At 59.1% G+C, this 13,630-nt stretch carries 12 protein-coding genes; 3 read left to right on the top strand and 9 right to left on the bottom strand.

Annotated elements, in window-relative coordinates:
* Window positions 1-202, top strand: a 202-nt coding sequence (locus ACS3QZ_RS19335) for a hypothetical protein (RefSeq protein ID WP_456039290.1), incomplete at its 5' end; no start/stop codon positions are given.
* A 55-nt stretch (window positions 203-257) separates the two neighbouring features.
* Here ACS3QZ_RS19335 and ACS3QZ_RS19330 read toward each other — a convergent pair.
* A complete protein-coding gene (locus ACS3QZ_RS19330; protein ID WP_456039289.1) occupies window positions 258-3,266 on the bottom strand; it encodes a cyclic nucleotide-binding domain-containing protein in 3,009 nt (1,002 codons plus the stop codon).
* 245 nt (window positions 3,267-3,511) lie between these two features.
* On the opposite strand from ACS3QZ_RS19330, the gene ACS3QZ_RS19325 reads away from it, so the two are divergent.
* On the top strand, window positions 3,512-3,883 hold the full coding sequence (locus ACS3QZ_RS19325; RefSeq protein WP_456039288.1) for a DUF3307 domain-containing protein: 372 nt from the start codon (window positions 3,512-3,514) through the stop codon (window positions 3,881-3,883).
* Here the strand turns inward: ACS3QZ_RS19325 and ACS3QZ_RS19320 are convergent.
* The 6 genes from ACS3QZ_RS19320 to lepA all read right to left on the bottom strand — a co-directional run bounded on the left by ACS3QZ_RS19320 (window position 3,876) and on the right by lepA (window position 9,515).
* Window positions 3,876-4,508: a MaoC family dehydratase gene (locus tag ACS3QZ_RS19320; RefSeq protein WP_456039287.1), complete on the bottom strand. Its 633-nt coding sequence runs from the start codon at window positions 4,506-4,508 to the stop codon at window positions 3,876-3,878. The genes ACS3QZ_RS19325 and ACS3QZ_RS19320 overlap by 8 nt on opposite strands.
* Before the next feature lie 169 nt (window positions 4,509-4,677).
* Window positions 4,678-5,886, bottom strand: a complete 1,209-nt coding sequence (locus tag ACS3QZ_RS19315; protein WP_456039286.1) for a beta-ketoacyl-[acyl-carrier-protein] synthase family protein — start codon at window positions 5,884-5,886, stop codon at window positions 4,678-4,680.
* Between the two features lie 2 nt (window positions 5,887-5,888).
* Window positions 5,889-6,152 (bottom strand): acyl carrier protein, encoded by a 264-nt coding sequence (locus ACS3QZ_RS19310; protein WP_456039285.1) that lies wholly within the window; start codon window positions 6,150-6,152, stop codon window positions 5,889-5,891.
* A 176-nt stretch (window positions 6,153-6,328) separates the two neighbouring features.
* Complete coding sequence (locus ACS3QZ_RS19305) at window positions 6,329-6,721, bottom strand: rhodanese-like domain-containing protein (RefSeq protein ID WP_456039284.1); 393 nt, start codon at window positions 6,719-6,721, stop codon at window positions 6,329-6,331.
* 209 nt (window positions 6,722-6,930) lie between these two features.
* Window positions 6,931-7,626, bottom strand: a complete 696-nt coding sequence (locus ACS3QZ_RS19300; protein WP_456039283.1) for a toll/interleukin-1 receptor domain-containing protein — start codon at window positions 7,624-7,626, stop codon at window positions 6,931-6,933.
* A gap of 89 nt (window positions 7,627-7,715) precedes the next feature.
* Entirely contained in the window at window positions 7,716-9,515 is a 1,800-nt protein-coding gene (lepA, locus tag ACS3QZ_RS19295; RefSeq protein WP_456039282.1) for a translation elongation factor 4, read from the bottom strand.
* 180 nt (window positions 9,516-9,695) lie between these two features.
* Here lepA and ACS3QZ_RS19290 point away from each other — a divergent pair, with 180 nt between their 5' ends.
* Complete coding sequence (locus ACS3QZ_RS19290) at window positions 9,696-11,357, top strand: adenylate/guanylate cyclase domain-containing protein (RefSeq protein WP_456039281.1); 1,662 nt, start codon at window positions 9,696-9,698, stop codon at window positions 11,355-11,357.
* On the opposite strand, the gene arsJ is transcribed toward ACS3QZ_RS19290, so the two are convergent.
* Entirely contained in the window at window positions 11,354-12,595 is a 1,242-nt protein-coding gene (gene arsJ, locus ACS3QZ_RS19285; protein ID WP_456039280.1) for an organoarsenical effux MFS transporter ArsJ, read from the bottom strand. The two genes, ACS3QZ_RS19290 and arsJ, sit on opposite strands and share 4 nt — an antisense overlap.
* A gap of 19 nt (window positions 12,596-12,614) precedes the next feature.
* Window positions 12,615-13,625, bottom strand: coding sequence for an ArsJ-associated glyceraldehyde-3-phosphate dehydrogenase (locus ACS3QZ_RS19280; protein ID WP_456039279.1), 1,011 nt, complete (start codon window positions 13,623-13,625; stop codon window positions 12,615-12,617).
* Window positions 13,626-13,630: the final 5 nt, after the last annotated feature.

The following is a 13,630-nucleotide window of genomic DNA, read 5'->3' as shown; positions in this document are numbered from 1 at the left end:
GTATTTACGTATAACCGCTGACCCCCGCAAGGGCTTTTTTGAAGTTTCTGCGAAAAAATCCAAAACTTTGCGATTTCTTCAGGAAAACAGCATTTTTCAGCCTGAATTTTTGGCAACCTCACGCCGGGTAGCGCGGCATTGGCACCGATTTTTCTCCGTGGGCGCCGAATCCGCCACCGAGTCACCCCGATTCCGGCCATGAATCGGCACCTGACGCCATGCGAAACGCCCATTTCCGGCGCGACTCGGGGCGATTCCTATGAGTCGTCGCTCGACTCGGTCTGTTTAGGGGCGCCGACATAGCCCGCAACCGCCTGAAGGATACGGAACGCAGTCGAAGCATCATTCTCCACGACCGCCATGAACTCCGACTCCCCCAATCGCAACATTTCCAGGTCGGTGTGCGCCAGCATGTCGAGGGCTCGCTTCTCTTTCCTTAGAAGCGCCAGTTCCCCGACAAGAGTTCCCGGCCCCGCCACTGCGATCAGATTTTGCTTTCCGTCTTCTGTCACATATCCCAACCCGGCTTCACCTTCGAGGATCAGGTAGGCGCCGTCTGCAGGATCATCGCCCATGCGGAAAACGTAATTCCCTGCGCTTTCCTGGTGCCATTGCGCACCGAAGGCCAGCAGTCGCAACTGACGGCGCGAGAGGTTGGCAAACATGTCCGTCGAAACAAGGGCCCGCATCTTGCGCCGCAGATCCGCGCTTGCTGCATTGTCGGTTTCTTCCACCGTCACAGCGCCGCCGTCTTTCAGCCGTCCATGTTCCAGCTCGAGCACCATGTCCAAGGCATCCGGATAGGAGAACTCCTCTTCCAGCAGGATCAGGGTCGCCTCAGGCAAAAGGCGGCGCAGCCTCTCTATGGTACTCTGCTTTTCGGTGTCATCATAATTCACAAGACAGCGGTTCAGGATCAGGATGTCCGGCTTCTTGATCGCCGCACGGCTGATTGCCAAAGGCTCGAAGAATGCGGTCGGCAACCCTGCCCCGGCGATGCCCGACGGAACGGCATAGAGCAATTCGGCCACCTGCTGTTTCAACCCGGCTTCGCGCAGCGTGTCCGCAACGATGTCCCGGATCGCCTCGCCGCGCATGCCGGCTGCGGCCGACAGTTTGCCATAAATCGCGTTCTCAAGAACGGTCAGCCCGGGCGCAAAGGCGTCTTCCCGTAAAGGAGCAAAATGGACCACCAGCCATTCCGACAGCTTTTCTGACTGGGTCCGCCGCAGTTCGAGGATGGATGCCTTGAGGTCTTCACTGAAACCGGGGCCGATCCGTTCGGCGGACACTTCGAACGGCAGGGCCAGCATCTGCACCAGTTCGCCGCGTTCCATAGCATCAAGTCCGACGGAGCGACTCTTCTCGACCAGCGCCACCTTTGTGGTGAACACATCCGGGTTCAATCCCAGTTGCCGGAACAGCGGGTGATCCGTGCCATCCACTCCAAATGTCTGGTTCAGCATCTCGATCACTTCCTGCGACATGCGCAGGATTCCGTCTTCGATGCCCAGCTCATGCAGAAGATCGAGAAAATCGCTGATGGCTTCGGGTGAGGTTTCCTCAATCGGTTTCCGGGGCGTGGCGAAGAAAAGGTTCGCGGCCACCGGAAGCGCCGGGTTGTATTGCGTAGGGTCGAACCGATAGTAGAATTTGTCGAGCCCCGCCTCTTCCAACTTCTCCCGGATCACCGGGCGCATCTCGACAAGCGCATCGGCCAGCTCTTCATGGTCGGACTGTTTGAAGGTCTGGTCCAGCCCGCGCCGGAAAAGCGCGTTTCCCGCCCCGGTGGCGTCCATCAGTTCAAGCCACCAGGCATGCACCTCATCCTCGCTTGCCATACCGGCAAGGGTCGGGTCGACCCAATCGGAATAGAAACGGTCGGGGCTGTTGCCGGTGCGCTCCGTTTCATAGGCGCGCTTCTTATCCTCGGCTTCTCCTTCGGGGTCGGGAAGCTCCGATACCGGGCGGCGCTTCAGCGGCATCAGGACGTTGTGCCCGAACGTCCCCTCGAAAACGTAAGGCGCCGGATCCGCATAACCGACCCGCGTGGCGATTACACGCTGATGCACGCGGGACAGATCGACCTCACCGACCTCGATCCGCCCGCTCATCGGCACGATTTCCCGTGTGAACAATTCCGCGATCGCGCGCCGTTCTTCGGCATCCTGAGAAGCGATTCCGACCAGGGCCCCTTGCGGCAGGGTTATGTCGATGTTTTCAAGAACTGAGTCGCCATCATGGTCACGCACATAAACGTCCTTGAACACGATGTTGCCCGTCAGACGCGGTATGTCTTCTGGTTCCCCTTGGATAAGAGACTCGTCAATCATGCCCGACGGCGTGAAACGCTCGCCGATCAGGGTCCAGCGCAACGACAGGTCCTGAACGCGGTTGTAATAATTCAGGAGCTCTTTCCAGGGGCTGGACAAGTCCTTGTAGGCCGCTAATGCCGCCACGAGCGCACCCAGCGAAACCTGCCCTCGGATCACGAGGATACCACCCACGAGATAGAAAAAGAACGGCGTCAGCTGCGTGATGAAGTTGTTGAGGAACTTCATGAAGAACTTTTTCTTGTAGATCGTCAGACGGATCAGGAACAGCGTGCCAAGACGGCGCGTAATCCGTGACAAACGATACCTCCAGCCGCCATTGCCCCGAAGCTCGGGCGCTCCGGTCGCGGTTTCCCCGATCTCGGCGGCAAGGTGGCGCACTTCCTGAATGCGATCCTTGTTGTGCAGGTTGATCTGGCGCTGCAGCTTGGGGATCAGCCAGGCCTGCAGGGGAATCAAGGCGATTGCAGCCAGGCCGAACCAGAAACTCTGCAGGAACAGAAAGGCAAGGATAGTGAGCATCTGCCCCGCCTGCATGACAGGCAGGGAAACCGCATCGCCCATCATCCCGCCCATCGGTTCGGCCTCGGCCGTGATCATCGCCACCAGCTCGCCCTGCGACGTGCGTTTCAGGTAAGGTTGCGGAAACCGTGTGATCTGAGTGATCAGGGTAAAGCGGAACCGCCGCAACATGCGTTCGGACAGCACCCCCTTCATAGTGTTGATGCGCATCTTCATCAGGCCGTGGCCCAGAACCGCCACAAGGAAGAGAACACTCAGCATGATCAGGAAACTTTCCTGATCCATTTCATAATCGAAAACGTCGATGATGGATTGATCGGAATCAATCGCGTCATTGATGATCCGCTTGGGCAGCTCGAGCGTGAGGAACTGCAACGGGAACAGGCAAGCCGTCAGAAGCAAGAGCAGCAACTGATCCCGCTTCGAATATTTCCATATAAACGAAAAGAGCGTTGGTTCTATCGTCTGAACTCCCGAGCCACTTTTGGAATGTGGCAATTGTTCTGTCCGTGCTGGGCCGATGCTAACAATGTTGACCCGCGCAATTCAAACGCTTTCTTTTTCAGGAACGACAAGCGAAGTTTGCGATAATCCACATCAGGCGCTAGGCTCTGGGCGAGAGGGGTTACACAGGACCATCGGCGATGGATCATGACATGACTATTCTGCTGCTGTTTGCAGCGCTCCAGATCAAACATCTGGTTGCGGATTTCTTCCTGCAGAATTCCAAGATGATCATGGGACGGGAAAAATACTGGCACGTGGGACGTGCACAACATGCAGGCATCCATGTGCTCATGACAGCCGTGATCTTTGCCTTGTTTGGCACGGATATCACCTTGATCCTGTGGATCGTTCTGGCCGAGTTCGTCGTGCATTTCCACATCGACTGGGCCAAGGCGCGCTATTCTACAAGCCGCGCCCTGACCCCGGATCAGCCGATGTATTGGTACGCCATGGGCACGGATCAGGCCCTTCACCAACTGACCTATATCGCGATGGTCTGGGCCTGGTTGAGTTTCAGTTGATCACCGGCTCTGCCTGCACATCCATGATCGCGGCGATGAAATCGTCACCGGTCACGGCAAAGACCCGCGCCATCTGAACGAAACCGTCAGCGTCGGTTTTTCGCGGCACCATGGCAAAGCGCACGCTTGCCCCAACGGGCACGGATGCCATGAAACGGGTCTTCATCTCGCGCACCCAGATCCCCGGCCACGCTTGTACAAGCGCGTATTCGCAAACCCCGCACAGCATCATGCCGGGCAACACCGCGCCGGAGAGCCCGACAGCGCGCGCCGCGTTGTCATCGCTGTGGATCGGGTTGTCATCATGCGACAGCGCAAGATAGCCCGAAACTGCCTCCGCGCCGATCGCACCAGTCACCTGCCAGACGGTCTGGGGTGTTTCGAAACGCGAAGAAAAAGCCGTTCCCCGGATCGCGGCCATTTCATCCAAAGACACGAACCGCAACCGGGTCTGCATGTGGGCCAGCGCCGCGTCTCCGCTTTGGATTTCAAAATCGAAACGAACCGACATCGGCGCAACCTCCCCGGAAATCCAGATTTCCGGACAGCCTTCGGGGTAGATGGGCGCTGCGCGCTTAAACACTTGGGCTTCATGCACGACGCCAAGCCCAATAGGCGGTGTCATTGCGTGGGTTCGTTCTCTGATCTCCGGCGCCCCGAGGAGCATGGCGGGGGCAATCATTGGCACGTCAGGGCCAGTTTCCCCCCCCACCGGCGCGGCCAACACTGCGCGCAAGTCACGCGCCGCCTCTTCATCAACGAGACGGACCCCGCGCACGCAGCGCCTGGAAATGTCACTCATAGGTTTTCAGGATCAAGGTCGCGTTGATGCCGCCAAAGGCCAACGAGTTCGACATAACCGCGCGGGTCGAAATCGGGCGGGCCGCATTTCCGACCGGGTCGATTCCGATCTTGGGATCAACCTCGTTGAAGTTGATCGTCGGGGGGGCCGATTGCCGTTGCAACGCGCCAAAAGACGCCACCAGTTCCAGCGCCCCCGCTGCGCCGAGCGCGTGTCCGTGCACCGGCTTGGTCGACGAAACCGCCAGCCCTGACAGATCCTCGCCAAAGACGGCGCGCAACGCAGTGACTTCGTTGACGTCATTGGCAACCGTACCGGTGCCGTGCGCATTGACGTATCCGATGTCGCTTGCCTGCAGCCCCGCATCGGCAAGGGCCAGTTTCATACAGGCCGCCGCGCGCTCGGGGTTCGGGCGCAGCAGGTCGCCGGCATCCGAGTTTGTACCGTAGCCGGCAATTTCGCAGAGAATGTTCGCCCCGCGCGCCTGCGCACTTTCAAGGGTCTCCAGCACAAAAACGCCCGACCCTTCGCCCAGCGTCATACCGTTGCGATCCTTGGAAAAAGGTCGATTCTTGTCAGCTGTCATGACCCGAAGCAGTTCCCAAACCCGGAACACTCCGCCCTCAAGACTGGCTTCAGAGCCTCCAGCCAAACAGCGATCCATCACGCCTGCCTTCAGCAATTGGTAAGCCAAACCAATCGACTGGCTTCCGGAAGAACAAGCGGTCGCGAGGCAATAGGCCGGACCCATTGCATTGAACTCCATCGACACCCAACTCGCCGCTGCATTGTTCATGATCTTGGGCACTGACATGGGATCGAGCCGCATGCTGCCTTCAACACTGAACTTCATGTAGTTGCGATCCAGGGTCTGCGCCCCTCCGAAGCCCGACCCGATCGAAACACCACATCGGTCTCCGAAGTCCTCCGGGCCAAGCCCCGCCTGAGCCACGGCTTCCCGCGCGGCCATAACGGCGTAGTTGGACACCGGTTCGCGCATGCGATGGCCAGCCTCTTCCTCAATTTTCTCTTTGATTTCAGGGGCAATCGCCGCCGCAGTCCCAACGCGCTGCTGGTCGATATTCGTGAACTTCACCGGACGCACACCGGAGGTGCCGGACTGGGTGGCCTGCACCAGCGCGTCGGCGCCGAGGCCGCAGGCAGAGACTGCGCCCATGCCGGTAATGACAACCCGTTTCACGTTCAGGCGGCCTTTTGCTCTTCGATTTTCGCAATCACCAGGTCCAGAAGGTCCTGCACGGTCTCGACATCCGACAATTCGTTGTCGACCGAGATATAGACGTCGTACTTCTCTTCGATCGCCATCAGGATCATGACGAAGTCCGCCGACTGGATATCAAGGTCTTCAAGCCGTTTTTCCGGCGCGATTTCAGACGCTTCCACCATACCCTCATCTGCGACAAGGGCCAGAAGTTCCCGTGTCAGCGTCTCGCGGTCAGTGCTCATGTCCGTCCTTCCAGAGTAGTCAATCCGTTCTTAAGACCCTTACGGGCTGACGGGTCCGGGCTCAAGTCTATTGAGCATTGCCGCGAGATTCCAGCGCGAAGTTCGCGTCAACTTGGCGCTGGAATGCCCAATCGGTATCACGTCGGTATAATGTCGGTATTGCGTCGGTATCCGACTCACATACCCGGATCGACCGGTTCAGAGGCCGGCCCGCCCGCCTCGACCCAGTCTTTCAGACCGCCGAGGTTATAGACTTCCTGATACCCCATGTCCTTGAGCAGCTTCCCGGCCAGCGCCGCCCTGCCCCCGCTGGCACAATGCAGGATCACCGGACGGTCAAAGCGCAACTCGGGATCGTGAAACTGCGTCGCCGGATCGGCGCGGAATTCGAGCATCCCGCGCGGGATATGATGGCTCCCGGCCGCGCGCCCGTTCATCTGCAATTCCGGGGCGTCCCGGATATCCAAAAGGAGCGCGCCCTCGGCCATCTTGGCCTGCGCATCCTGCGTTGAAATCTTCGGCACAACCGCATGGGCGGCTTCGAGCATGGCAGCAGCAGTAAGGGGCATGGGGAGTCTCCTGTTCAAATCGCGTTGACTGCAGTTTGCGGGCTGCGGTCCGGGTGTCAATGCCCACCAACAGAGGGCAGCGCCCGACCCTGGGTGGGCGTGAAGCGCCCTCCCGTGGGGAGGGTCGGGCGCTGCCCGGCGATGCCGGGCGTCAATGGATTGCAGGTTCGACTTGCAGTCTGGAGACAAACCGAAGGGAACCCCAAGGATCAAAAAGGTACTTCGTCACTGTCGGCGGAAGTAAAAAAGTCCTTGGTGCGACTGTCTTGTTTCAACAAATCAACAATAACTTTGGAAATCTCCTCGGCAGTTCTATTTCTGCGCGGCAAGGCTTGCTCCTTGCCAATAAAACCCGTCGGCGTTTCGCCCATCTTTAGCGAAATGACCTTGATTTTTCTTGCTGCGGCGAAGCCGATTTCTTGTTGCGTCCAGTTGCTCTTTGAAAAACCCGGCGTGTGCATAGAAACAAAGCAATGCATATGCGCTAGTGCGCGTTCAATTTCAGTCTGCCATAGCACGGTCGGTTCGATGTCTTCATGTGCCACAAATGCCGATATTCCATAAGGTTTCAAACAATCTCGCAACCGAAGGGCTTTATCTTTGTCTGCTGAAATGTGACTGATAAAGAGTCTCAGCTCTGAAGTTTCCTCCCAAATTTTAGGCAATTGAGTGGAAGCAGTTTGCGCACCCAACTCTAAATCGTTGGCCATTTCAATCAAAACGCCGTCTGATAGATCCTTCATCAATTCGGATGAATAAACGCGCTTACTGTTTGGTCCATTCCAAGGAGCAATCGGGTCAACACCAAAGGCACCAAAGTAAGTATCTATCTCACTGTAGGTGAACCTCGACTGCAATTCCGCAGAAAGCTCAGAAATTAATCGCAAACGTTCGCTGGGTCGCATAACTAGTCCAAAATACAGAAAATGTCTGTTTGGACACTCCTACTCTTGAATTGATGCGTCAACAGGCGAAATTTCTATAGGTGAGTTCCTCACCCATCCATCTTCAACGCCGAAATAAACGCTTCCTGCGGGATATCCACTTTCCCGAACTGGCGCATCTTCTTCTTACCCGCTTTCTGCTTGTCGAGCAGTTTGCGTTTCCGCGAGGCGTCGCCGCCGTAGCATTTCGCGGTCACGTCCTTGCGCAGCGCCGACAAAGTTTCGCGGGCAATCACCTTGCCGCCAATCGCCGCCTGAATCGGGATCTTGAACATGTGGCGCGGGATCAGGTCCTTGAGTTTTTCGCACATCGCCCGGCCCCGCTGTTCGGCGCGGTCGCGGTGGACCATGGTCGAGAGCGCATCGACGGGTTCGTCATTCACCAGAACCGACATCTTCACGAGGTTATCCTCGCGGTAGTCTTCCATCTGGTAGTCGAACGACGCATAGCCCTTGGTCACGGATTTCAGACGGTCGTAGAAATCAAACACCACTTCGTTGAGCGGCAGGTCATAGACCACCATCGCGCGACTGCCCGCATAGGTCAGGTCAAGCTGGATGCCGCGGCGGTCCTGACAGAGTTTCAGGACGTCGCCAAGATAATCGTCGGGCACAAGGATCGTCGCCTTGATGCGCGGCTCTTCGAGGTGGTCGACCTTGGACATGTCGGGCATGTCGGCGGGATTGTGCAGCTCGATCTTGGTGCCGTCTTTCATGTAGACGTGATAGATCACGCTTGGCGCCGTGGTGATCAGCTCGATATTGTATTCCCGCTCGATCCGGTCGCGGATCACTTCGAGGTGCAACAGCCCAAGGAAGCCGCAGCGGAAGCCAAAGCCCAGCGCGGCAGAGGTTTCCATTTCAAAGCTGAAGGACGCGTCGTTCAGCGCCAGCTTGTCGATGGCGTCGCGCAGGTCTTCGAATTCGGCGCTGTCGACGGGGAAGAGGCCACAGAACACCACAGGCTGGGCCGGTTTAAAGCCCGGCAGCGCGGTTTCGGTGCCGTTGCGGTCATTGGTGATCGTGTCCCCGACGCGGGTGTCGCGCACCTGTTTGATCGAGGCGGTCAGAAAGCCGATTTCACCGGGTCCAAGCTCGTCGATGACCTGCATCGCGGGGCGGAACACGCCGATCCGGTCGACATGGTGCAGGGTGCCGTTCGACATGAACTTGACGCGCATGCCTTTCTTGAGAACCCCGTCCATGATCCGCACAAGCACGATCACGCCGAGATAGGCGTCATACCAGCTGTCCACCAGCATCGCCTTCAAGGGGGCGTCGCGGTCGCCCTTGGGGGCGGGCAGGTGTTGGACGATGGCTTCCAGCGTTTCGTGGATGCCCTGTCCGGTCTTGGCGCTGACCTGGATCGCGCCCGAGGCGTCGATGCCGATCACGTCTTCGATCTGTTCGGCGACGCGGTCACAATCCGAGGCCGGCAGGTCGATCTTGTTGAGCACCGGAACAATCTCGTGATCCGCGTCAATCGCCTGATACACGTTGGCCAGCGTCTGCGCCTCGACCCCTTGGGTGGAGTCGACCACCAGAAGCGAGCCTTCGACCGCGCGCATGGAGCGGGAGACCTCATAGGCAAAGTCGACGTGACCGGGGGTGTCGATCAGGTTCAGCACATAGGTCTCGCCATCGTCCGCCTTGTAGTCGATGCGGACGGTGTTGGCCTTGATGGTAATGCCGCGTTCGCGCTCGATATCCATCGAGTCGAGAAGCTGTTCCTTCATGTCACGGTCTTCAACCGTGCCGGTCTCCTGAATGAGGCGGTCGGCAAGGGTGGACTTCCCGTGGTCGATATGGGCGACGATGGAGAAATTGCGGATTTTCGAGAGCTCTGTCATGGATCGGCATATGAGCGGAAATGCGGATTTGGTCAAGGTGGCTTGCGCAGATGTCACCACGTTGTTTCCAAGACAGAGATCAAATTTCGACAGGACCCTTGTATCCCGGTTTGGCCATTCCAAGATTTTGTTCTAGCCTGAAGAGACATCGTAGCGCCCGCGCCAGGGAAATGCCCCCTTATGAACCGCCGATTGACCATCCTCATGTGTGCCGACCTCGTCGGATATTCTGCCCTCATGGGGCGGGATGAGGCGCTGGCCGTGGCCTCGGTGCGCGAGCTCAAGACTCGGCTTCTTGAGCCGGTGGCCGCCAATCACGGCGGCGAAGTGCTCAAGCGCATGGGGGACGGGTGGATCTTGTCCTTTCCGGGCGTCGAGGCGGCGCTGGATTGCGCCGAAGAGGTGCAGACCGGGCTGGCCGATCACGCGGTAATCAAGCTGCGCATCGGCTGTCATATCGGCGAGATCGTCGAGGATGAGGATGATTTCTACGGCGCGGGGGTCAATATCGCGCAAAGAATCGAAACCGAAGCTCCCCCGGGCGGAGTGATGCTCTCGGAAGACCTGTTTCGCCAGCTAAGCGTGTCGCGGCGCGGCAATCTTGCGGATGCAGGCGTGTTCAAGCTCAAGAACATCGCGACACCGATGCGGCTCTACCAGTGGCGTCCCGCCAATCTTGTCACGGCACCCGGCGCGGCCGGGGCGTTGCCTTCCATCGGCTTTGAGCCTTTCAGCTTTGCCCCGGACGATGCGGATACAGCCGCCATCGCAGCAGACCTGCATGACGGGATCCTCCAGACGTCGATGAAACGCACCGGGATCGATACGGTTGATTTGGGGGATGACCCTTCCGCGCCGACCGTGTTCATCCTGCGGGGCCGGTTGCGCCTTGCCGGCGCCCGCGGTCGGCTGGCGATCAGCCTCATCCTGCGCGAGGATGTCAGCACCGTGTGGACAAGTACCTATGATGGCAACGCATCCGATATCTTTGCCTTTACCGATGACGTGGTGGCGCGGGCCGAGGCGGATATCCGTCTTCAGACCATCCAGCATGATGGCGACAGGATGGCCCACCTCGCAGACGATCAACTGAGCCTGTCAGAGTTGCGCGCCCGTGCCGCAAATCTGTTTTTCAAACAACGACTCGAAGACTGGCGGCGCGGCTATGCCGCGCTCGAACGCGCGGTAACATTGAACCCGCGTGACCCGATGGCGCTCGCCATGAAAGCACAGAACCGTCTCAATTGGTGGGGGATCAGGTTCGAGCCCTTCGACGCGGCTCTTGCCGCCGAGCTGGGCCGCGAACTGGACATAGCGGTTCAGGAGGAGCCCCACAGCGATTTCATATTCTGGGCGCGCGCGGCCTATCGCCTGCGGATGCTTGATGACCTTGAGGCAGCCAGATTCGACATGGCGCAGTCGCTGGAGGTCAACCCGAACTTCCTGGGAATTGTAGAGGTGCAAGCCCAGATCGCTCTGCGAGAGGGGCGGATCGAAGATGCCCTGAAAGCATTGGAGGGCTACCTCATCCGTGGGTCGGATGACCCGTTCAAGCTGGTGCGCCTGACATTCAACGCCCGCGCCCACCTATGCGCAGGGAATGCCCAAGAAGCGGCACGCGAAGCCAAAGAGGCGGCCTATCTGCGGCCCGAGGAACGTGGTCTGCACCTACTCAAGGCTCTGGCCTGTCGCGAGGCCGGGGACACTGCCGGGTTGGAGGCCGCACGGCGTTCGGCGGAAAAACTCGAAAAACAGCCCTGCATCGCCGTGCAGCGCATCCCTCTGCCAGATGGTTTCGAGTGGATCAATGACGCACTCCACCCCGAGGCCGACCCGGTCTAACCCCGCAACCTGTTCGCCGCCAGCGTCGCGGCCCCCGCCATGAGCGCCGCCGTGAACAGGCAGAGCGGCAATCCCCCAAGCTGGTAACTCAGCCCCGACAAGAGCGTGCCCACAAGACGCCCGGCAGCGTTCGACATGTAGTAGAAGCCGACATCCATCGTCACCCGCTCCCCCGTCGTGAAGGCGAGGATCAGGTAGGAGTGCACGGAGGAATTCACCGCAAAGACAAAGCCGAACACCAACAGCCCCACAACGAGGATCGCCGTCAGCCCCGGCAAGTTGGCCCAAACCGCCCCGGCAAGGGCAAGTGGGATCAGGGTTAGCGCCGCGCACCATGTCACCGCCTTGTGCACGATCTGAGGCGTCGTGCTGCTGGCCCCCTTCAGCAGCTTGGGGGCGAGCCCCTGCACAAAGCCATAAAGAATGATCCAGACTGCCATGAAGCTGCCGATCATGAAGAACGCGGCGCGGTTGCCTGCCTCGCTGCCATCCGACAGCACGGCATAGAAATAGATCGGGATGCCAACCACGAACCACACGTCGCGCGCGCCGAACAGGAACAGGCGGGCAAGGCTCAGGCGGTTGATATTGCTGTCCTTGGAAAAGACGTGAGAGAACTTGGCCGATTTCTTTCCCCGTGACAGGCCCGCAGGCATGAAAGCCACGACCCCAATCAGGATCACGCCCAGAACCGCCGCCATGACCCAGACCGAGGTAACAAAGCCCCAGACCGCCAACAGCACCGCGCCCAAAAGGAACCCCAGCCCCTTGACCGCATTCTTGGACCCGGTAAGCACGGCGACCCACTTGAAAAGCGTACCCTGCCCCTCGGGCGCCAGCACCTTGACCGCCGATTTGGCCGACATCTTGGCCAGATCCTTGGCCACGCCAGACAGCCCTTGCACGCACATCACATAGATCACCGACGCCGAGAGACCCCATGCCGGATCAAGCTGCGCCAGCGCCAGAAGTGCCACGATCTGCAACCCCAGCCCGGCATAAAGCGTCGAGGTCAGCCCGAACCGCGCCGCCAACCAGCCCGCCGACAGGTTGGTGATCACCCCCATCACCTCGTACAAGACAAAGAGATAGGCCAGCTGCACCGGCGAAAACCCGAGCGCATGAAAATGCAACAAAACCAGCATGCGCAGCGCGCCATCGGTCAGCATAAAGGCCCAATAGGCGGCCGTGACGGTTGCATAGGCGGCAAGGCCGTTGGGTTTGGTCGTTTCGGTCATGTCGTCAGGTGCATCGGGGTTAGAGGCTGCCCACGACCATGCGGGTCACATCCGCCAGTCGCCATGCATAGCCCCATTCATTGTCATACCACGCATAAACCTTGACGTGACGCCCGTTCACCACCCGAGTCGACAGGGCGTCCACGATGGTCGAGCGTTCGTCATTGGTGTAATCGCAGCTCACCAACGGGCGCGTTTCATAGCCCAGAATGCCTTCAAGCGCGCCCTTGGAGGCCGCTTCGAACAGGCTGTTCACCTCTTCGGCGGTGGTGTCGCGGCTCACGTCAAAGACAATGTCGGTCAGCGACGCATTCAACAGCGGCACCCGCACGGCGTGGCCGTCAATGCGGCCCTCCAGTTCCGGGAAAATCTGGATGATGGCCTTGGCCGAGCCCGTGGTGGTCGGGATCAGCGAATTGAGCGCCGAACGCGCCCGGCGCGGATCCTTGTGGGCGCGGTCCACGATCACCTGCGTGTTGGTCACATCATGGATGGTGGTGAAGGACGCCTGCTCGATGCCCAGCGCCTCGTTGATGACCTTGACCACAGGCGCAATACAGTTGGTGGTACAGGAGGCCGCCGTGATGACCCGATGCGCTGCCGGGTCATAAGTGCCTTCATTGACGCCATAGACGATATTGGCCGCATCGTCTTCTTTGACCGGGGCCGAAACCACCACCTTTTTCACCCCCTGATCGAAATAGGGCTGCAGCTTGGCATTGGTCTTGAACGCCCCGGTGCAGTCCACCACCAGATCGACGCCCAGCTCCTGAAGCGGCAACGCATCAAGATCACGGGTCGAGGTAAAGCGCATCTGCTGGCCATCGACCGTGATACTGCTGTCATCAAACGCAAAATCCGCCCGCCAGCGCCCATGCACCGTGTCGAACTCCAACAGGTGCGCATGCAGTTCGGAATCGCCCATCGCGTCGTTCAAAAGAACGATCTCGGCATCAATCCCAAGGTCGAAAAAGCTGCGGATCACGAGCTTGCCCATGCGGCCAAGGCCGTTGATGGCGATTCTGGTCATGTCTT

The organism is Shimia sp. W99 (assembly GCF_053851455.3).
The sequence above is the reverse complement of the archived record's forward strand: the minus strand, read 5'-3'. Positions and strand labels throughout refer to the sequence as shown.

Coding starts and splice junctions, on each gene's coding strand:
- ACS3QZ_RS19325 (WP_456039288.1), top strand. CDS start 3,512: ATGACTATTCTGCTGCTGTTTGCAGCGCTCCAGATCAAACATCTGGTT.
- ACS3QZ_RS19280 (WP_456039279.1), bottom strand. CDS start 13,625: ATGACCAGAATCGCCATCAACGGCCTTGGCCGCATGGGCAAGCTCGTG.
- ACS3QZ_RS19300 (WP_456039283.1), bottom strand. CDS start 7,626: ATGCGACCCAGCGAACGTTTGCGATTAATTTCTGAGCTTTCTGCGGAA.
- arsJ (WP_456039280.1), bottom strand. CDS start 12,595: ATGACCGAAACGACCAAACCCAACGGCCTTGCCGCCTATGCAACCGTC.
- ACS3QZ_RS19320 (WP_456039287.1), bottom strand. CDS start 4,508: ATGACACCGCCTATTGGGCTTGGCGTCGTGCATGAAGCCCAAGTGTTT.
- ACS3QZ_RS19290 (WP_456039281.1), top strand. CDS start 9,696: ATGAACCGCCGATTGACCATCCTCATGTGTGCCGACCTCGTCGGATAT.
- ACS3QZ_RS19305 (WP_456039284.1), bottom strand. CDS start 6,721: ATGCCCCTTACTGCTGCTGCCATGCTCGAAGCCGCCCATGCGGTTGTG.
- ACS3QZ_RS19310 (WP_456039285.1), bottom strand. CDS start 6,152: ATGAGCACTGACCGCGAGACGCTGACACGGGAACTTCTGGCCCTTGTC.
- lepA (WP_456039282.1), bottom strand. CDS start 9,515: ATGACAGAGCTCTCGAAAATCCGCAATTTCTCCATCGTCGCCCATATC.